At 34.6% G+C, this 19,244-nt stretch carries 15 protein-coding genes and 2 tRNA genes; 11 read left to right on the top strand and 6 right to left on the bottom strand.

Features of this window, described 5'->3' with window-relative positions; translation table 11 throughout:
* The first annotated feature begins 142 nt into the window (after window positions 1-142).
* The 11 genes from PQ462_RS05670 (at window position 143) to PQ462_RS05620 (ending at window position 8,593) form a co-directional block, all read left to right on the top strand.
* A complete protein-coding gene (locus PQ462_RS05670; RefSeq protein ID WP_012024183.1) occupies window positions 143-451 on the top strand; it encodes a thioredoxin family protein in 309 nt (102 codons plus the stop codon).
* A gap of 66 nt (window positions 452-517) precedes the next feature.
* Window positions 518-775 carry a DUF6952 family protein gene (locus tag PQ462_RS05665; RefSeq protein ID WP_008462029.1) on the top strand — a complete coding sequence of 86 codons (258 nt, stop codon included), beginning with the start codon at window positions 518-520 and terminating at the stop codon, window positions 773-775.
* Between the two features lie 298 nt (window positions 776-1,073).
* On the top strand, window positions 1,074-1,571 hold the full coding sequence (gene tpx, locus PQ462_RS05660) for a thiol peroxidase (RefSeq protein WP_012024182.1): 498 nt from the start codon (window positions 1,074-1,076) through the stop codon (window positions 1,569-1,571).
* Between the two features lie 13 nt (window positions 1,572-1,584).
* The gene (locus PQ462_RS05655; protein WP_012024181.1) at window positions 1,585-1,959 is read left to right on the top strand and encodes a diacylglycerol kinase; all 375 of its coding nucleotides are present in this window, start codon (window positions 1,585-1,587) and stop codon (window positions 1,957-1,959) included.
* A 15-nt stretch (window positions 1,960-1,974) separates the two neighbouring features.
* Window positions 1,975-4,425 carry a DNA translocase FtsK gene (locus PQ462_RS05650; protein ID WP_274252683.1) on the top strand — a complete coding sequence of 817 codons (2,451 nt, stop codon included), beginning with the start codon at window positions 1,975-1,977 and terminating at the stop codon, window positions 4,423-4,425.
* 7 nt (window positions 4,426-4,432) lie between these two features.
* Window positions 4,433-5,125: a LolA family protein gene (locus PQ462_RS05645; protein WP_081432686.1), complete on the top strand. Its 693-nt coding sequence runs from the start codon at window positions 4,433-4,435 to the stop codon at window positions 5,123-5,125.
* A gap of 8 nt (window positions 5,126-5,133) precedes the next feature.
* Window positions 5,134-6,594: an LptF/LptG family permease gene (locus PQ462_RS05640; RefSeq protein ID WP_012024178.1), complete on the top strand. Its 1,461-nt coding sequence runs from the start codon at window positions 5,134-5,136 to the stop codon at window positions 6,592-6,594.
* Window positions 6,595-6,596: 2 nt separating this feature from the next.
* On the top strand, window positions 6,597-7,727 hold the full coding sequence (ribB, locus tag PQ462_RS05635; RefSeq protein ID WP_073409900.1) for a 3,4-dihydroxy-2-butanone-4-phosphate synthase: 1,131 nt from the start codon (window positions 6,597-6,599) through the stop codon (window positions 7,725-7,727).
* A gap of 1 nt (window position 7,728) precedes the next feature.
* Window positions 7,729-8,127, top strand: a complete 399-nt coding sequence (locus PQ462_RS05630) for an acyl-CoA thioesterase (protein ID WP_012024176.1) — start codon at window positions 7,729-7,731, stop codon at window positions 8,125-8,127.
* Window positions 8,128-8,279: 152 nt separating this feature from the next.
* A tRNA-Ser gene (locus tag PQ462_RS05625) sits at window positions 8,280-8,364 on the top strand.
* Window positions 8,365-8,508: 144 nt separating this feature from the next.
* Window positions 8,509-8,593: transfer RNA gene (locus PQ462_RS05620), tRNA-Ser, on the top strand.
* A gap of 228 nt (window positions 8,594-8,821) precedes the next feature.
* Here PQ462_RS05620 and PQ462_RS05615 read toward each other — a convergent pair.
* The 6 genes from PQ462_RS05615 to PQ462_RS05590 form a co-directional block, all read right to left on the bottom strand.
* Window positions 8,822-10,624 (bottom strand): glycoside hydrolase family 2 protein, encoded by a 1,803-nt coding sequence (locus tag PQ462_RS05615; protein ID WP_274252682.1) that lies wholly within the window; start codon window positions 10,622-10,624, stop codon window positions 8,822-8,824.
* A gap of 226 nt (window positions 10,625-10,850) precedes the next feature.
* Window positions 10,851-12,266, bottom strand: a complete 1,416-nt coding sequence (locus PQ462_RS05610; RefSeq protein ID WP_274252681.1) for a hypothetical protein — start codon at window positions 12,264-12,266, stop codon at window positions 10,851-10,853.
* 75 nt (window positions 12,267-12,341) lie between these two features.
* Entirely contained in the window at window positions 12,342-13,241 is a 900-nt protein-coding gene (locus PQ462_RS05605; protein WP_274252680.1) for a PKD domain-containing protein, read from the bottom strand.
* Window positions 13,242-13,382: 141 nt separating this feature from the next.
* Window positions 13,383-14,477, bottom strand: a complete 1,095-nt coding sequence (locus tag PQ462_RS05600; protein WP_274252679.1) for an endo-1,4-beta-xylanase — start codon at window positions 14,475-14,477, stop codon at window positions 13,383-13,385.
* A 74-nt stretch (window positions 14,478-14,551) separates the two neighbouring features.
* Complete coding sequence (locus PQ462_RS05595) at window positions 14,552-16,144, bottom strand: RagB/SusD family nutrient uptake outer membrane protein (protein ID WP_012024148.1); 1,593 nt, start codon at window positions 16,142-16,144, stop codon at window positions 14,552-14,554.
* Between the two features lie 43 nt (window positions 16,145-16,187).
* Window positions 16,188-19,214, bottom strand: a complete 3,027-nt coding sequence (locus tag PQ462_RS05590; RefSeq protein WP_274252678.1) for a SusC/RagA family TonB-linked outer membrane protein — start codon at window positions 19,212-19,214, stop codon at window positions 16,188-16,190.
* Window positions 19,215-19,244: the final 30 nt, after the last annotated feature.

Raw genomic sequence — 19,244 nt, 5'->3', positions numbered from 1 at the left:
CTAAGGTTCAAACCTAGAATCTTAGAACCTCGAGGACTTTAGATCTCAAAAAAAATCTTAACGTTAAGTCATTAAAGGATTAGGAACTAAAAAACTTAGAATCTTAGTACCTCAGCGACTTAGCACCTTAAAAAATAAAATTATGTTAATCGACTTAAACGAAGATACGTTAGCAGATTTAGTTGCTAAAAACGAAAAAGTAGTAGTACAATATTCAGCTTCATGGTGTGGAAATTGCCGTATTATGAAACCAAAATTCAAAAAACTAGCAACAGAAAATGAAGCTGTCACTTTTGTTTTGGTTGATGCAGAAAATTCTCCTGAATCTAGAAAATTAGCTAATGTGAGTAACCTGCCAACTTTCGCAACTTTCGTAAACGGACAATTAGTTGGCGAAACGCAGACTAACAAACAAGAAGTTTTAATTGACTTAGTAAACGCTATTGTTTAATTGGTTATTTGTTTATTCGTTTAATCGATTAAACAAAAAAACGATTTAACGCTTAAACAAAAAATTATGAAATTACCAGTAATAAAGCATTTAACGCAATTCATCGAAGAAAACGATCAGGATTATATCATTGAAACGATTGAAGTTCTTGAGGCAATGACTGAAATTCCTTCTCTTAAAGATGAAGAATTAGACGTAATTGGTGAATTGATTTCAAATATGTATGGTGCTCTTGAAGTACAAAAATTGGTTGCTCAGGGAACTGATAAAAAAGAAGCTTTAAATACGTTTATGAAACGTGTTTTAGGTTCAATCGATAAATAAATCGGCCTCTTTTTTCAAAGAAAAAAACAAAAAAACATGACGAAGAAAGCGTTTCTATTTTTGGAGACGCTTTTTTTTATAGTATTCAGTCGCAGTTTTCAGTCGCAGTCTGAGTTCCCATTTTTAGGCAATCTTTGTCAGGCTGAACAAATCTAAAATCTACCCTCTAAAATCTAAAATATTTAAATCCAAGGCTGCCAAAAAGCCAATCTTAATCTCTCCTTAAACGCATAACAAATACTTTTAGATTCAAATATTAATCCTTACTTTTGAGCCTCATTAATTTTAAACAAAAATCATGGCATCTATCACATTAGGAGGAAATCCAGTTCATACATCAGGCGAATTACCAGCAGTTGGTTCAAAATTAGCTGATTTCAAATTAGTACAAAATGATTTATCAGTTGCTTCTTTAAGTACTTTCGCTGGTAAAAAATTAGTTTTAAACATTTTCCCAAGTGTTGATACAGGAACTTGCGCAACATCAGTTAGAACTTTCAATGCAAGTGCAAGCGGATTAGAAAATACTACTGTTTTATGTATTTCAAGAGATTTACCTTTCGCTCAAAAACGTTTTTGTGGTGCAGAAGGTTTAGAAAATGTAGTTAATTTATCTGATTTTCAAACTGGTGCTTTTGGTAAAGCAAACGGATTAGAAATTGTTGACGGACCATTGGCTGGTTTACACTCAAGAGCTATTATTGTTGTTGATGCTGATGGAACAATTACACATACAGAACAAGTTGCAGAAATTGCAAACGAACCAAATTACGAAGCAGCTTTAGCAGCACTATAATATTTTCCAATAAATGGAGTTTCAAAAAGATAATACTTTTGTTACAGGTCGTTTAAAAAGCGTTACCTATGCTTTTAAAGGAGCTGTAAAATTGATTAAAACAGAACACAGCGTTATGGTTCAATTCTCATTGGGAATTATCATGACTATTGCCGGGTTCTATTTTCATATTTCTCAAACCGAATGGCTATGTCAAACCTTAGCCATTGGTTTAGTTTTAAGCGTTGAAGGATTAAATACGGCAGTTGAAAAAATCGCCGATTTTATCCATCCTGATTACAGCAGACGAATCGGATTTATTAAAGATATTGCTGCAGGAGCGGTATTTTTTGCCGCAATGACAGCAATTGCAATAGGTTTAATTATTTATATTCCAAAATTTATATAGGACAGGAACGTAAGAATGGCAAAAAGTAAAAAAGAAACTGTAGACAAAAAAACCGAATCAAAAATTGCAGGCATTAGATCCTGGAAATTAAACAAACCGCAAAAATTTGTTTTGGGATGCCTTTTGGTACTCTTTTCTATTGCATTGTTAGTAGCATTTATTTCATTTTATGTTAATGGACAATGGCAGACTGATCAAAGTGCTGTTGACAGCCTTGGAGATCGCAGCGAAGAAGTACAAAACTGGCTTGGAAAATTTGGAGCCTATCTTGCAGATTTAATTGTTTACAGAGGCTTTGGTCTGGCTTCTTTTATATTAGTTCGATTATTTTTCTTAACCGGTTTGTTTTTAGCATTGGAACTTTCAACCAAAAAACTTAAAAACACCTGGTTCTGGGACATATTTGCCATTATTGTTGTTTCAGTTCTGTTTGGATTTTTCGCCACTTCGGCTCCAGAATTGGGAGGAACTATTGGTTATGAGCTGAATATTTTTCTACAGGATTACATTGGAAAAACTGGAACTTTATTAACTCTGCTTTTTGGACTGATCGTTTATTTAATCTTTAAAATAAAAGTATCTCCAGAAAAAATTCAGTCCTATTTTGATTCTACTAAAAAAGAATTCAAATCAGAACTAAATTCAATCAAAAAGCCACAACAACAAGAGCTGGAGCCCGAAAGCGCTTATAACTTAGAAGAATTTGCAATTGAAGAAGATCCTGAATTAGATAACATTCATTTAAAAACTGATGATTCTAAATTCGAAATCAATAAAGAAGCTTTAAAACCAACAATCAATCATTCATCTGAAATTGAATTAAATCCGATTTTAAAGCCAATTCAGCCAAAACAAGAACTTCCATTAGTTACTCCTGATGAAGCATTTGTAATTGAAAAAGCCGAAGAGGAAGATATTATAGAAGAAAATCTTGCTTCACGTTTGGTTGCTGATTTTGGATTATTTGATCCAACTTTGGATTTATCCAATTATAAATTCCCAACCATCGATTTATTAAAAGAATACTCGACTGGAGGAATTACAATTAATCAGGAAGAATTAGAAGAAAACAAAAATAAAATTGTAGATACACTTCGTAACTACAAAATCGAAATTGCGCAAATCAAAGCAACCGTTGGTCCATCGGTTACTTTATATGAAATTGTGCCTGAAGCCGGAATCAGAATTTCTAAAATTAAGAGTTTAGAAGATGATATTGCATTGTCATTATCCGCTTTAGGAATTCGTATTATTGCACCAATTCCAGGAAAAGGAACAATTGGTATCGAGGTTCCGAATAAGACTCCAACTATGGTTTCTATGAAAAGTGTTATTGGAGCTGCAAAGTTCCAAGAAGCTGAAATGGAACTGCCAATTGCTTTAGGAAAAACCATTTCAAACGAAACTTTTGTTGTCGATCTTGCTAAAATGCCTCACTTATTGATGGCGGGAGCAACAGGACAAGGAAAATCTGTTGGATTAAATGCTGTTTTAACTTCATTGTTATACAAAAAGCATCCGGCAGAAGTAAAATTTGTTTTAGTCGATCCGAAAAAAGTAGAGCTTACACTTTTCAACAAAATTGAAAGACATTATTTAGCTAAACTTCCTGACACGGAAGATGCTATTATTACTGATAATGCAAAAGTGGTCAACACTTTGAATTCACTTTGTACTGAAATGGACAATCGTTATTCTTTATTAAAAGATGCGATGGTTCGTAATATTAAAGAGTACAACGAAAAATTCAAATCCAGAAAATTAAATCCAGAAGCTGGACACCGATTTTTACCTTACATTGTTTTGGTTGTCGATGAGTTCGCCGATTTAATTATGACTGCCGGAAAAGAAGTCGAAGTTCCAATTGCTCGTTTGGCTCAGCTGGCGCGTGCTATTGGTATTCACTTAATTATTGCAACACAAAGACCATCTGTAAACGTTATTACCGGTTTAATCAAAGCCAACTTCCCTGCCAGAATTGCCTTTAGAGTAACTTCAAAAATCGACTCAAGAACAATTTTAGATACTCAGGGCGCTGACCAGTTAATTGGACGAGGAGATTTATTATACACGAATGGAAATGATGTAATTCGTGTGCAGTGTGCCTTTATTGACACGCCTGAAGTTGAAAAAATTACAGATTTTATTGGTTCACAAAAGGCGTATGCCACAGCTTATTTGCTTCCAGAGTTCGTTGGAGAAGAAACTGGCATTAATCTTGATATGGATATTTCTGAAAGAGATACCTTATTTAGAGAAGCTGCAGAGATTATTGTCAATGCACAACAGGGTTCTGCTTCATTATTGCAAAGAAAATTAAAATTAGGTTACAACAGAGCCGGTCGTTTGATCGATCAGCTGGAAGCAGCAGGAATTGTTGGACCATTTGAAGGCAGTAAAGCAAGAAGCGTGAATATTTTAGACTTAAGTGCTCTTGATCAATTTTTTAATAATGAACAAAATTAATCCAATCATGAGAACAAAAATTCAGGAAATCAACAACAATTCTATCTTTAACATGACTAAAAAGTGTTTTCAAATAGCAGTTATTTTGCTTTTGAGCTTCACTTCTATTCAGGCTCAGGATAAAAAAGCTAAAGATTTATTGAACGAAGTAACTACAAAAATAAAAAGCTACGATAACATCGTAATCGACTTTAAATATTCTTTGAATAACGCCAAAGAAAACATCAACCAGGACAGTAAAGGAAATGTTACTATGAAAGGAAATCAATATGTATTGAATTTTATGGGCGTTACTAAAATTTTCGACGGACAAAAAACATATACAATTGTTCCTGAAGACGAAGAAGTTACTGTTTCTAAAGTAAATGAAAAAGACGATAACGCAGTTACGCCTTCAAAAATGCTTACGTTCTTTAATTCTGGTTACAAATACACTATGGATATTGTACAAAATGTAAAAGGAAGAAAAATCCAGTACATTAAATTAGTGCCAACTACAGGAAAAGACCAAAGAAAAGAAATTTTGTTAGGTATTGACGTTCAGACAAAACACATCTATAATTTGATTGAAACTGGAAAAAACGGAACAAAAACAACTTTAACCGTTAATTCTTTTAAAACCAATCAGCCATTATCAAAAAATCAATTTACCTTTGTAGCGAGTAAATACCCGAAATACTACATCAATAAATTAGATTAATCAGAAGGTTGAAAATTCTAGACAAATACTTATTAAAAACATTCTTATTTACATTTACTACGGTATTTGTAATCTTATTTTTCATATTCATACTTCAAACAGTATGGCTATTTATATCAGAACTAGCAGGTAAAGATCTCGACTTATTACTGGTCGTGAAATTCCTGCTTTTTTCTATGCCTCGTATTATTCCGCTGGTTTTACCGCTTTCGGTTCTTTTGGCTTCGATTATGACTTTCGGAAATTTAGCCGAAAATTATGAATTCGCTGCCATGAAATCTTCCGGAATTTCGCTTCAAAGAGCCATGCGGGTTTTAATCATTTTTATATTTGTTTTAAGTATTGTAGCTTTTTGGTTTGCCAATAACGTTATTCCTTATGCTGAATATAAATTTGTAAACTTCCGTAAAAATATTGCTCAGGCTAAACCTGCGATGGCAATTGCCGAAGGCCAGTTTAATGATGTTGGAACTTACAACATTAAAGTCAATAAAAAATCCGGTGAAAACGGTAATATTTTAACCGGCGTTACCATTCATGAAAAAGCAAATAACATTGGTGAAAACAAAACTGTTATTAAGGCTAAAGACGGTGAATTAATCAGCAGTGAGAAATCGAGTATTTTGAAACTTGTTTTAAATAACGGTTTTTACTATCAGGATGTTACTCCAAAAAAATACGAGGACCGCGCTAAACTTCCTTTTATAAAAGCTGCTTTCAAAAAACACATCATCAACATTGATTTATCTGAATTAAATAAAGTCGATGACAGTAAAGAAAGTATTGAGGGCACAAATGCCATGCTGAACGTAAACGAATTGCGTTATACATTAGATTCATTGAACAAAAATCTTGACAATGAAATCATTTCATTCTCTGAAAATATAAACCAGCGTGTTGGAATTAGAAAATCTATTCCTCAAAGCGAGATAGAAAAAGCCAAAAAGAAAAAAAATCTCCCAAACGATCTTTTAACTTTATATACAAACAAAGAGAAATCTGATGTTTTAAAAATGGCAAGCAGTAATGTTACCAGCAACATTTACTCAATCGAAACGACACAAAAAGACTTAAAAGACAAACAACGTGAAATCAACAAGCATTTAACTGCATTGTATGAAAAGTTTGTTATTGCTTTTGCTTGTTTCTTAATGTTCTTTATTGGTGCTCCATTAGGCGCTATTATTCGAAAAGGAGGACTTGGTCTGCCAATCGTTTTTGCGGTTTTAATTTTTATTACTTTTCATTTCATCAATACTTTTGGAAAAAGATTATCACAAGAAGGCGGTATGAGTCCTTTTATGGGATCATGGATGTCTTCATTTATTCTTTCACCATTGGCAATATTATTAACGTATCGTGCTACAAATGATAACGGATTAATTAATTTTGATGCAATAACCACTCCTATTTCACAACTGTTTCAAAAAATTTATGAGCGGTTTAAACCAGCTCAAAACAAACAATAATTATGTCAACAAAAATCCAACTGAATACCATTGAGGAAGCTATAGAAGATATTCGTCAAGGTAAAGTAATCATTGTAGTCGATGATGAGGATCGCGAAAACGAAGGTGATTTTTTGGCTGCAGCCGAAAAAGTAACTCCGGAAATGATCAATTTTATGGCTACACACGGACGCGGATTAATTTGTACACCGCTTACTGAAAGCCGCTGCAAAGAACTTGATTTACGTGCAATGGTTACCAACAATACAGATCACATGGAAACTGCTTTTACAGTTTCTGTAGATTTAAAAGGACATGGCGTTACAACTGGTATTTCTGCTGCTGACCGTTCAAAAACTGTTCAGTCATTAGTTGATCCAAATACCAAACCACACGATTTAGCTCGTCCTGGACATATTTTCCCTTTAATTGCCAAACAAGGAGGCGTTTTAAGAAGAACAGGACATACTGAAGCTGCTATAGATTTTGCACGTCTGGCAGGATTTAAACCTGCAGGTGTTATCTGTGAAATCTTAAATGAGGATGGTACAATGTCGCGTTTACCTGAATTAATAAAAGTGGCCAAAAAATTCGATTTAAAGTTAGTTTCAATTGAAGATTTGGTTGCTTACAGAATGCAGCACGACAGTTTAATTGTTAAAAAAGAAGATTTTGATATCGAAACCCGTTTTGGAACTTTTAGATTAAGAGCATACGAGCAGACTACAAACAAACAAATTCATATCGCTTTAACAAAAGGAACCTGGAATCTTGGTGAACCAATCTTAACGAGAATTCACTCTTCACAGGTTAATAATGATTTATTGGGTACTTTAACTAATAATGCCGAACAGCAGTTAGATGACATGTTTAAAGTAATAAATGAAAATGGGAAAGGTGCTGTTATCTTTATTAATCAGGATATGACGGCCGTAAATCTGTTAAACCGAATTTCTGAACTTAAATCATTACAGGCGCAAGGAACTTTGAAAGCACCAAAAGTAATCATTGATAGTAAAGATTACGGAATTGGAGCTCAAATCCTTCACGATATTGATATTTCTAAGATTAGATTAGTTTCTAATACTGAGCAGACAAAACGCGTTGGAATGATTGGATATGGCCTTGAAATCACTGAATATGTAACTTATTAATATGGGAACTGTAGAAGAAAGAATTTTAAAATCGGAGACACGTATTTTTAAAGCGGTTTTCCCTAGCACAACAAATCATTACGATACTTTATTTGGCGGAACTGCGCTTCATCTAATGGACGAAGTAGCTTTTATTTGCGCTACTCGTTTCAGCCGTAAAAAAGTAGTCACAATTTCTACAGGTCAAATCGACTTCAAAAAAGCGATTCCAGCAGGAACCTTAATTGAATTAGTAGCAAAAGTAGACAGTGTTGGAAGAACAAGTTGTAAAATTCATGTTGATATTTTCATGGAACAAATGTATTCTGAACTTCGCGAAACGGTAGTTTCTGGAACTTTTTCGTTTGTCGCAGTTGATGAAAATAAAAAACCGACACCAATTTTAGACGATTTAGAATAATTTTTCAAAAAAGCTCATTTTCGGAAATACTGATAACTAGACACTTGAAAATTATTTAAAAAAAGTTTCAAAAAAAAGTCTAAAAAAAGTTTTGAGAACCGAAAAACCGTCTTATATTTGCACCCGCAATCAGGCAATGAGAGCGACATACTGGAGAAATGGCAGAGCGGTCGAATGCGGCAGTCTTGAAAACTGTTGACTGTAACAGGTCCGGGGGTTCGAATCCCTCTTTCTCCGCTGAACTTGAAACCCTTAACTAACGTTAAGGGTTTTCTTTTTTTATTATATATTTTTCTTTGTAAATAGTTCCAAAAAAATTTTCACAATCGAAAAAACGCCTTATATTTGCACTCGCAATCACGCAACGATTGCGAACATATTGGAGAAATGGCAGAGCGGTCGAATGCGGCAGTCTTGAAAACTGTTGACTGTAACAGGTCCGGGGGTTCGAATCCCTCTTTCTCCGCTGAACTTGAAACCCTTAACTAACGTTAAGGGTTTTCTTTTTTTATTACCTTTTAATTAATATGTTTATTTTCCCAAAAAAGTAAGTACGGAGAAAGAGGGATTCGAACCTTCGGAGAAGATTCTCTATTTGTATTTATTCAAGAACAACATTTCCAAAAACTAAAAAAACCTTCAAAATCATTTCTGATTCCAAAGGTTTTCCTCTTTATCTAAAACTCTAACTCACTTATTTATATTCCTGCTCTTTCTGTGCATACCAGTCTTTCATTACATAAAAAGCTTTCTTTTTAATTCCCTGATCTGAGATTAAGCCTTTGCGGTTAAAGAAATCCTGAATGTTTGGCAATTGTCTTCTTGGTGATCTGAAATCAACTAAAATCCAGGGTGAAACTCCTGCTAAACCTTCTATACGATTAAACATCTGAGTATTTTGAATGTATAATTCTTCCTGATATTCTTCGTTCCAGCGTTCTTTTTTATCTCCGTGAAGCCCTTGTAAAGCTTCTCCTCCGAATTCGCTGATAATAACTGGTTTGTTATACGGAATCACCCATTGCATATCTTTACAAGATTCATTTGTTCCTCTGTACCAGCCCAGATATTGATTGAAACTTACAATGTCTACAAATTCATTCATGTTATCATGAAGTGTATTGACATTGTTTGGACTTTTGGTAACTTCCATCGCCATACTAATTAAACGAGTATTATCCTGCGTGCGTGCGTATTTAGCCAATTTACTCAGGAAAACGTCTCTTTCATCACTATGTGGTGTTTCATTGGCGATAGACCAAATCACGATTCCGCAGCGATTTTTATCTCTGTAAATCATATCGTGTAATTGACGCTCAGCATTAGCATACGTATCAGGATTTGTCCATGAAATGGTCCAATAAACAGGAACTTCAGACCAAATCATAATACCCATTTTCTCAGCTTGTCTTACCATATTTTCGTTATGAGGATAATGCGCCAGACGAACATAATTACAGCCTAACTCTTTAGCCCAATTCAATAACGTTAAAGCATCATCTTCAGACCACGCTCTTCCTGACCTGAAAGGTGCTTCTTCATGAATACTGATTCCTCTCAAAAAGACTTTTTTTCCGTTTAACAGAATCTCTTTTCCTTTGGTTTCAATAGTTCTAAAACCAATTTGATCTGTTATATTTTCATCTGCTTTGGAAATGGTCACATCGTATAATTTTGGTTTTTCCGGCGTCCATAAAACCGGATTGGCTTTAATTTCAAAATACGCCATTCCTTTAGCATCTGTTGTAATGCTCTTTTTGATTTTTAATTCTGGAATAGAAACTGAAATAGATTGATTTGCTGTTTCACTATTCAGTTTTATCCAGCCGGAAATCTTGCCTTTTTCTTTTTTATCCAATTGAACCAAATAATCTTCAACATACATATTTGGAACCTGAGCCAAAGTAACATCTCTTGTAATTCCGCCGTAATTCCACCAATCCATATTTACAGTTGGAACATTATCTTTGTGGCGCTTGTTATCTACTTTTACAACTACAAAATTATTCCCGTCGACTAATAGATCAGTTACATCAAAATTGAAAGGTGTATAGCCTCCAACGTGTGTTCCTGCCAGTTTTCCGTTTACATAGACTTTTGCATCATAATTGACTGCTCCAAAATGAAGAATCCCTTTGGTTTTAGAATCTTTTTTATAATTAAAGTCTTTCTGAAACCAAACAGTTCCTTCATAAAAAAACAATCTTTCGTCTTTGCTGTTCCAATCTGACGGAATATCCATTGTGGCAGAAGTCGCAAAATTATATTCGGTTAAATCTGTGGTATTGAATTTTTTATTTTCGAAGAATCCATTGTTTTTAAAAGGCATCAAACGGTAATCGTAATACCCGTTTTCTAACGGATCTACAATATAACTCCATTTTCCGTTTAAGGTAATATTGTTACGGGCTGCAATATTGGAAACTAATGGAACTTCCTGTGCTGTTGCTTTTACCATCAATAGAAAAGTGCAGCACAGCATTACAATTTTTTTCATAGTTCTTAATTTTTAATTATATAAGTCTAATTAATTTAAACACATTGTTAGATTTTATCTGCTAATCTGCTAAATCTGTGAGCTGAAAATTCTCCCGCTGATTTGGCAGATTGTGCAGATTTTTGATTATCTAGATTCACAAAGCTCATCTATGCATTAGAAACTAGTTTCTTTTATACTCTTTTTTAAGCCTAAAAAATCTATGTTTCTATGTGTTTAAAGATTTTTACATTTTATCAAAATAACGTGTCAGTTCGTAGGCATTATCATTAATAACTTTCATCTCTTTTAATAATGGCTGATACGGTTCGAAATTACTGTTCACGATTCCTTTGTTTGAATCACGGTTTGAATAATCTGTACTTAAATCCTGCGGGTCATTATCCATATATTTGAACCAATGCCAGCCTACTGAGTTTTTATTTTTTAAAAGTTCTAAAGTGAAATTCTGATAAAACATTCCTCTTTCTTTCTGAGTCCGAACCAGCCATCCTGCTCCTGTATTGTTTGGTAAACCAGAATCTTCACCTTTAGTATACCATTCTGTAATTAGAAACGGTTTTCCTGACCATTCGCCCCATTTATTCATTAAATCCTGACTTGGCTCCCATTTTCTGTAATGATTGATCGAAATGATATCCATATACTTTCCTGCCACTTTAAAAATCTCCGGATTGGTTAGTTCCTGATCTTTATCCTGATTGAATCGGCATCCTAAATACATATGGTTTGGATCTGCTTTTCTTAATGCCTCGGTTACCTTTTTCATGTAAGTTTCAAAGTAAAAAGCAGTAAATGCCATTCTGTCTTCCTGAGTAATATCAGAGATTGAAGTATTAAATCCTTTTCTTTTATCAAACCATTCTTTTGCAGCAATATAGCCCTGTTCATCTTTGGCCAATAAAGTTAAATGTTTATCTAATGCGTCGTTATACCAAGGCAGTTCATTATCAGTAAAATAACCCATCAAATACTTATCATTTTTGTACTGAGCAATCTCTTTTACCGATTTTTCAATGTAAGAATCAAATTCTTTATCAAAAACCATTACCAAATCAAAACGGTAATTCTGCCAGCTTGCTTCTTTATATTTTCCTCCAAATTTTTTAATATGATCGGAATGATATATTCCCATTGGCGAAATGATAACCGTGTAAACCAAAGGATTTTCAGCATTACGAACCAAATCAACATTCGACCATGCTCCTACACCGTTAAATCCATTATCGCGAAGTAATTTTGATTCTTGTTTTACCCAGTTTTCTTTGCTTCCGTATTTCTTATCAAATGCTTTTTGCTGATTTTCAGAACGTCCTGCATTAAAAACCGCAATTCCTTTATAAATATAGGGATAACCTTCCGGGTCAATAATCCACCATCTGTTGTCTATTTTTTCGGTTCTAAAAAATCCGGTTGCTTCTTTCTGCCACATTTTAGAACCGCCGTAAACGGAGGCTGGTGACTCTTTTTTAATTTTAAATCCTGGAAGTTTATCAATAGTTTTAGCATCATACGCTACCCATTTTGGATCTAAAGCATTTTGTCTGGCTTCGACTTTTTGATATGTATTTTTATGCTGCGCATGCAATGTGAGACTTAAAAAACCGAATAAGGCATAAACGGAATGTTTCTTTAAATTCATTTTAATTGTTTTTGAAGAATTATGGGACAGCAAAAAAACTGCCCCATAAAGAAATTGTGTAATAAAAAAGAAATCTTATTTCGATAAATAGATATGATCGAAATCGAAAGTGTAATTATTTAATGCTCTAACATCTTCCGGATCAACGCTTCTTAAAACCAAAATATCTTTGATTTTTGTTAAGTCTAACAGCGGATTCTGTTTTTTGTAATCGGCAATTGGAATTTTAACCATGTTCCAGCTTCCGTCTCTTTTTAGTCCGTATAAATTACTTGCGGCATCAAATTCTACATAACCAGTATTAGAGGCATCTTTCATTCTAAATCTGATTTTTCCTGTACTTGTAGTTCTTACTGCCATATTGATATAAGTGTAAGATGAGATATCAGTGAAATTTACAAACTGTAAAATTGCCATTGCCCATTTTGCTTCTGCAGCCGGCGGTGTCGCAGGAAGAGAAAAATTTCTGTAAGCACCTTCATAACCGTCTTGAGCAACTTCTTTAATTACAAATTGATTGCTTGAAACCCAGTTTAAAACCGGAGCTATTTTGGTAAAATCCGGATTTTCAGAGTAAATTTTAAGAGCATCTGCCGGAATAACAATTGGAGGTGTCGGCGGTGCTTCAACCTCAACCGTAAAAGTTTTCTTTTGAGTTGTATTGTCTACAAATGTGATTTCTAAGGTGGTTGTAAAAGTTCCTGCTTTGGTATATTTTACTTCAACATTCGGTTCAATTGAAGCTCCCGGCGACCCGCCTGGAAAAGTCCACTTTATGGCACGCACTTTTGTTGATGCATCAATATACGTTACTGTTTCTCCTCCTTTAATAGCTGTATTTGTTGAAGTTGCGCTTAATTCTCCTTTTTTATAAAGATATACTTCGCGTACATCATCTTCGCAGGAAAATAAACATGCGAAAAGAACTAAAAACAGGTATTTTAATTTAGATATATGATTTAGTTTTATGGTCATGATTTCAATGTTTTTTGGTTAATTTTTTTGAGAAGGAGAAAGAGGAAAGAAACAAGAGTAAAGACTTTTCTAAACTGTAACTCAGAAAGGGTATACTCTCAAAAATCTTGCTTCTTGTCTCTTTTTTCTAAAATATCTCTCTTACTTCAATCCGTCTAAGAATCCCTGATAAGCTGGTTTTTTATTATAATCAGCATCTAAAAGCAATGGATATTCTTTTGAGTGCCAGAAACTTGTAAGCCACGTATATTTATCTGTTACTCCCCATGTTGAAATGGCAAATTTTTGGGCTTGAGGGAGCTCTTCATACATAGTTGTAATGTATTTATAGGTTTCTGCCTGTTTCTGATTTTCAACATCATTAAAAACATACGAATCTGATTTTCCAGTATTGACTTTAATATCCAATTCTGAAATATGTATTAACAATCCTGTTGAAGCAAGATCTGTAAAACCGGTTTTCATCGTTTGCCTGTTGGTATCTGTGGCATAATGAAACTGATCTCCTAAACCGTCAATTGGTACTCCGTTTGCCTTGAATCTTGTTACCATTTTTTTGATTGAGGCTCTTTTTCCTGCATCCAGAACTACGCTGTAATCGTTGTAAAATAATTTTGCATCAGGATCTGCAGTTTTTGCATAGCGGAAACATCTTCCGTAAAATCCAATCGGATCTTTAAACAGTGAATTGATAACCGTTTCGTTTCGCATGGCGCCGCCGTCTGCAAAAACTTCATTAACAACATCCCAGCTTTTTACTTTTCCTTTGTAGCGTCCTACAACATCAGTAATATAGACTTTTACTTTGGCTTCAAATGCAATCGAATCGTATTGGGCTTTTTTAAACCATTCCGGAAATGAATCGTACCAAACCAAAGTATGTCCGTGAACTTCCATCTTATTGTCCTGAGCAAAACCTACTAAATAATCGGCGGCGGTATAATTATATGCCGTTGAAGAGGTCCAGATGCTTGCCATTTTCATTTCAAATTCGGCTGTAATCTGATTGTAATGTTTTAAAACAGCATTTTTATAATTGGCTTCGTTTTGCAGATCTTTCATTTTTACAGCAGCTCCAATTTTAAATTTTGCTTTTTCTTTTAAAGTCTGCGTAATAGGATTTGGATTGCCTGAATCGCCTTCATCTGCATATTTCAAAACTACTTTTTCATCGTTGCTGCAAGAGGCAAACAGCAAAGCGGTTAATGCTCCTAAAATATATTGTTTACTTTTCATGTGTTTTCTTTTTAAATCCGGAAGTCAGATCAGGAATATTCTAACTTCCGGACGGGTTATTACTAACTTTAACCTTAATTGTATCCAACATTAAATCCTTCTGGTTTTCCCATTAAATCTATCTGGCTCTGCGGAATTGGCATATTTACCATTGCCGGTGTCATTTTTAAAGGCACTTCTCCCGAAATAGTTCCAGACGGGCTTGAACGGAAATATAAATTTTGTCTTTCTACTAAAAGTCCTAATCTTTTTAATAAGAACCATCTGTTGTTTTCAAAAGCTAATTCTCTTGCCGATTCGTCTAAATAGTTGTTTAAAGTCCATGCAGTCAAATCAAAAGTGGTTACGGTGCTTTCAGGATTTCCTGTATAACCTCTTCTTCTTACTTTGTTTAAATATGCTAATGCTTTTGTATCGTTGCCTAAATTATGATGTGCTTCTGATGCCAGCAGATACGTTTCTGCCAGTCTGTAATACATATAATCTTTGTAACTGTTTGAGGTCATTGGCAGTTTTTCTGTATCATGGTATTTTTTCAAACTCCAATGCCATGCTCTGTAATTTCCATTTGGCGCTGCAATAGCCGGATTGGTAATCGGCTGTCCGAATTTTGGATTTCCCGGAACATTGATTTTATAATCTTGATAATTATCTGAATAATAATAAGTTTTGAATCGAAGATCGTTTGCCTGATCGTAAAGTGATTTCAGGTAATTATTTGGATAAAACCATCCTAAAGCCTGACCTCCGTAAGCCACATCCTGAATCAGTTCGTTTGCGTTTAATTCGTAAGTTCTGTGTGTAAAAACGCTGCTTAACCACGAACCGCCTCCTCCAGCTAACCCATCTTCCGGGCCTAATAAAAAGTCTTTTTGATAAGTAAAAAGAGATTCTTTATGATTGGCATTTTGTCCCCAAACATCAACAAGAGCCACTAAACCATGTGTTCCGTCGTTAATAATGGCGTCAAATTGTGCTGCAGCTTCTGTCCAGTCTTCCTGCCATAATGCGCTTTTTCCGCGAATGTGTCTCGCAACTCCCTGACCATAACGTCCCGGATCTACTTTAAAAGGAAGATTGGCAATCGCATAGTCTAAATCAGCATCGATTAATCGATATACATCAGCATCGCTGGCTACTTTATATTCTACCGGGTCATTGATGTTTTGAGGAGTTGTTGGAATAGTATCAATTAAAATACCTCCATACATTTGTTTTAAATCCAGATACAATTCTCCTCTAATAACGCGTGCCTGCGCTACTAATCTTTTTTTGGCATTCTCATCCATTTTTATAGTTCTTGCCGATGTAATAATTGCCGAACATCTGTCGATAATTTTATAGCCCTGAATCCATTTTGATCCTGTATATGACTGCGGATTATGTCCTGTACCGTAAGGTGTATTCCAGGTTCTGTGCAATCCTAAATCGGTTGCGACCATAAAGAAAACATTGGCCCACAAATCGCTGTTATCACCAGATGGCAGATTATAAAAACGCATTTGGTTGTAAAGTGCATTTACTCCTACTTCTAATCCTGCAGGAGAATTGTAGATATAATCTACAGAAACCTGATCTTTTACGTTTTCTTCCAGAAAATCTTCACATGAAGTAAGTCCTAAAGAAAGTCCGAATATCAAAACAAATAGAAAATTTATATTTTTCATGATCTTGTTATTTTTATTTTATTTAATGTCTTAAACTGTGTTATTAAAAACCTACTTGTAAGCCTATAACACAAGTAACAGGTTCCGGATAATCGTTTATTTCTTTCTCTGGGCTGTAAGACTGATAATCTGTAAGGGTAACCAAATTACTTCCGGTTACATACAATCTCATATTACTTAATCCTAATGGTTTAAGTGTGCTTTCTGGAAATTTAAATCCAACAGAAACGTTTTGCAAACGAATGTAAGAGGCATCTTGTAACCCTAAAGTATTGATATACGGCGGATCGTTTCCGTCTCTTGGCCTCGGCCAGTTTCCTCCTGGATTTTCAGGTGTCCAGTAATCTTGTTTGATACCGTTTTTTACTCCTCTCAAAGAACCTCCTTTTACATAATCGTATAAGAATAAATTATCTCTTGTAACTCCCTGAACAGTATAAATATCTGCCGAGAAATCAAATTGTTTGTATTCTAAAGCCAGTGAAAAAGTTCCAAACCAATCTGGCAGTTTTGATGTAATGACACGGTCTTCATTCGGGTTTGGATTGGCTCCGTTTGACGGATTAGCATCGTATAATTTTATGTCTCCCGGATATAAAGTTGTTCCTGTAACAATTGGAATGGTTTCTCCTTCCTGATAAATTCCAACAGCTTTGTATCGGTAATACACATCAATAGGTTTTCCTATAAACCATAAGTTCCCAACATCGTCATCTTCTTTTCCGTCTCCGTTGGCATCTTTGCCATAAATACTTACAATGCTGTTTTTGTTTTTAGTGAAAGTAGCACCAACATTTAATCTGAAGTCTTTCTTTTTGATTAAATCACCATTTAAGGTAATTTCTAAACCTTTGTTGTTTACTTTACCAATATTTGAAAGTTTTTTGGTATAACCTGTATTTGCATTTAAGGTTTCATAAATCAATAAATCAGAAGTATCAGTATTGTAAATCTCAACAGTTCCTGTTAATCGGTTTTTAAATAATCCAAAATCTGCTGCAAGATTTAACTGCGTTGAAGTTTCCCAGCGCAAATCCGGATTAGACAATTGTGTTCCCGGAACGTATCCAGATACTTTTATTCCGTTTATGATATAATCTCTCTGATCTGCAACCGCCATACTTTGATACGGATCTTTTGGCTGGTTTCCTACTTTACCATAACTGGCTCTTAATTTTAAATTACTGATAACCGGAACGTGTTCTTTCATGAAGTTTTCATTTGAAACATTCCATGCGGCATTTACAGCAGGAAAAAATCCCCATTTATTATTGGCACCAAATACAGAAGATCCATCGGCTCTGCCTGAAACTGTAAAATAGTATTTGCTGTCAAAATCATATTCTAATTTTCCTGCAAATGAAATCAGAGACCTTTCGTTTCCGCCAATTTCAGGTGTATTTAAAAAAGCACTTTCTAAACCGTAAATTCCCAAAATATCACTTGGAATTCTGCTTGCCGAGTTTTTAAATTCATTGTATTCTGATGAAGTAATTTCATAAACTCCAGTAGCATTAAAATGATTTTTTTCGGCCAGTTTAAAGTTGTAATTCAAAATATTACTTAATTGGTATTCTACATTATCTTTATAAAGTATACTGCCGCTTCCTTGTCCTGAATTGGCAATTCCGGAAAGTGATCTTGATGTATTAAAGGCCATTGCTTTATAATTCCATGATCTTCGGCTGGCGTTTAATTTATACGTAAAACCTTTTGCTAAATTAATGTCCAAAAATATATTCATGATATCATTACGATTTAACTCATTTGTTGTCGTCTCGTAAATATCAATAAGCGGATTTGGTGTTTCCTGAATTCCTCCCGGCAGATAACGAAATGATCCATCATCATTATAAATTCTTCCTAAAGGTGATGTAGTAATGGCATTATTTAAAACATTACCTACGTTTGGTCTGTTTGTTTCTGAGAATTGAAGCGAAACATTCATTCCTATTTTCAACCAGTCTGCCACTCTCTGATCTACATTGACTCTCATGGCCACTTTCTCGAAATCAGAATTTGGGATTACTCCTGTTGTATTAATGTAGTTGATACTTGAAAAAATACTCGTTTTATCTGTTCCTGACGAAATGCTTAAACTGTGGTTATTAGTTGTACCTGTTCTCAGCGCATATTTTTCCCAATCGATATATTTTCCTGATTGGACAGATTCTAATTCAAGCGGCGAAAAAACCTGATCGTCTGGTCTGTAAACTCCGCCATTGCTTGTTCTGTAAGCTTCTCTTTTTAACTGAGCAAATTCTTCTCCGCTGTAAATGTCAAAATTCCTGTTGATTGTTTGTACTCCAGAGAAACCATTGTAAGCGATTTTTGCTTTTCCGGTTTTTCCTCTTTTTGTAGTAATCAAAATAACTCCATTTGACGCTCTTGCTCCATAAATAGATTGTGCTGCGGCATCTTTCAAAATTTCTAAAGAAGCAATATCGTTGGCATTTACATCATTGATGTTTCCAATTACAACACCATCTGCAATTACGATAGGTTCGTTGCTGCCGTTAATAGATTTTTTTCCTCTAATTTGAATTGAAGAAGAACTTCCCGGACCTCCATCGGCTAACGAAACCTGAACTCCGGCCGCTTTACCTCTTAACATTTCTCCAACATCAGAAGTCGCCACTTTTGTCATATCGCCTGGCTTAACCGAAGCTACAGAACTAATTACGTCGCTTTTCTTTTTGGTTCCGTAACCAACCACTATAATTTCGTCTAGTGCCTGAGAACTTGGTTTAAGAACTACTTTTAGGTTTTTCTTGTTTTCTGTATCAACAGCAGCTTCATCCATCCCAATGAAGGAAAAAACAAGTGTGCTTTTTGGCGCTGTGCTGATGCTGAAATTTCCATCGAAATCGGTTTGAGTTCCTTTTGTACTTCCTTTAACATGTACATTTACTCCTGGTAATGGGAGACCTGCATTGTCAACTACTTTTCCTGAAACTGTGCTTTCCTGTGCCTTCACATTAGAAGCCAGAATACACAGAAAAAACATTAAAATTAATTTTAGATAATTTCCACCAAGAAAAAGAATCTTTTCGGGTTTGTTGTTTTTCATTGTAATTTTTTTGGTTAGTTAATTATAAAG

Source organism: Flavobacterium sp. KACC 22758 (genome assembly GCF_028736135.1).
Classification (GTDB): Bacteria; Bacteroidota; Bacteroidia; order Flavobacteriales; family Flavobacteriaceae; genus Flavobacterium; species Flavobacterium johnsoniae.
Note: the sequence above shows the minus strand (reverse complement) of the source record. Positions and strands in the feature narration are given on the sequence as shown.

Bases quoted from the DNA above. Each gene is read 5' to 3' on its own strand.
- PQ462_RS05630 (WP_012024176.1), top strand. From the start codon at position 7,729: ATGGGAACTGTAGAAGAAAGAATTTTAAAATCGGAGACACGTATTTTT.
- PQ462_RS05615 (WP_274252682.1), bottom strand. From the start codon at position 10,624: ATGAAAAAAATTGTAATGCTGTGCTGCACTTTTCTATTGATGGTAAAA.
- PQ462_RS05590 (WP_274252678.1), bottom strand. From the start codon at position 19,214: ATGAAAAACAACAAACCCGAAAAGATTCTTTTTCTTGGTGGAAATTAT.
- ribB (WP_073409900.1), top strand. From the start codon at position 6,597: ATGTCAACAAAAATCCAACTGAATACCATTGAGGAAGCTATAGAAGAT.
- PQ462_RS05650 (WP_274252683.1), top strand. From the start codon at position 1,975: ATGGCAAAAAGTAAAAAAGAAACTGTAGACAAAAAAACCGAATCAAAA.
- PQ462_RS05655 (WP_012024181.1), top strand. From the start codon at position 1,585: ATGGAGTTTCAAAAAGATAATACTTTTGTTACAGGTCGTTTAAAAAGC.
- PQ462_RS05645 (WP_081432686.1), top strand. From the start codon at position 4,433: ATGAGAACAAAAATTCAGGAAATCAACAACAATTCTATCTTTAACATG.
- PQ462_RS05610 (WP_274252681.1), bottom strand. From the start codon at position 12,266: ATGAATTTAAAGAAACATTCCGTTTATGCCTTATTCGGTTTTTTAAGT.
- tpx (WP_012024182.1), top strand. From the start codon at position 1,074: ATGGCATCTATCACATTAGGAGGAAATCCAGTTCATACATCAGGCGAA.
- PQ462_RS05670 (WP_012024183.1), top strand. From the start codon at position 143: ATGTTAATCGACTTAAACGAAGATACGTTAGCAGATTTAGTTGCTAAA.
- PQ462_RS05605 (WP_274252680.1), bottom strand. From the start codon at position 13,241: ATGACCATAAAACTAAATCATATATCTAAATTAAAATACCTGTTTTTA.
- PQ462_RS05595 (WP_012024148.1), bottom strand. From the start codon at position 16,144: ATGAAAAATATAAATTTTCTATTTGTTTTGATATTCGGACTTTCTTTA.
- PQ462_RS05665 (WP_008462029.1), top strand. From the start codon at position 518: ATGAAATTACCAGTAATAAAGCATTTAACGCAATTCATCGAAGAAAAC.
- PQ462_RS05600 (WP_274252679.1), bottom strand. From the start codon at position 14,477: ATGAAAAGTAAACAATATATTTTAGGAGCATTAACCGCTTTGCTGTTT.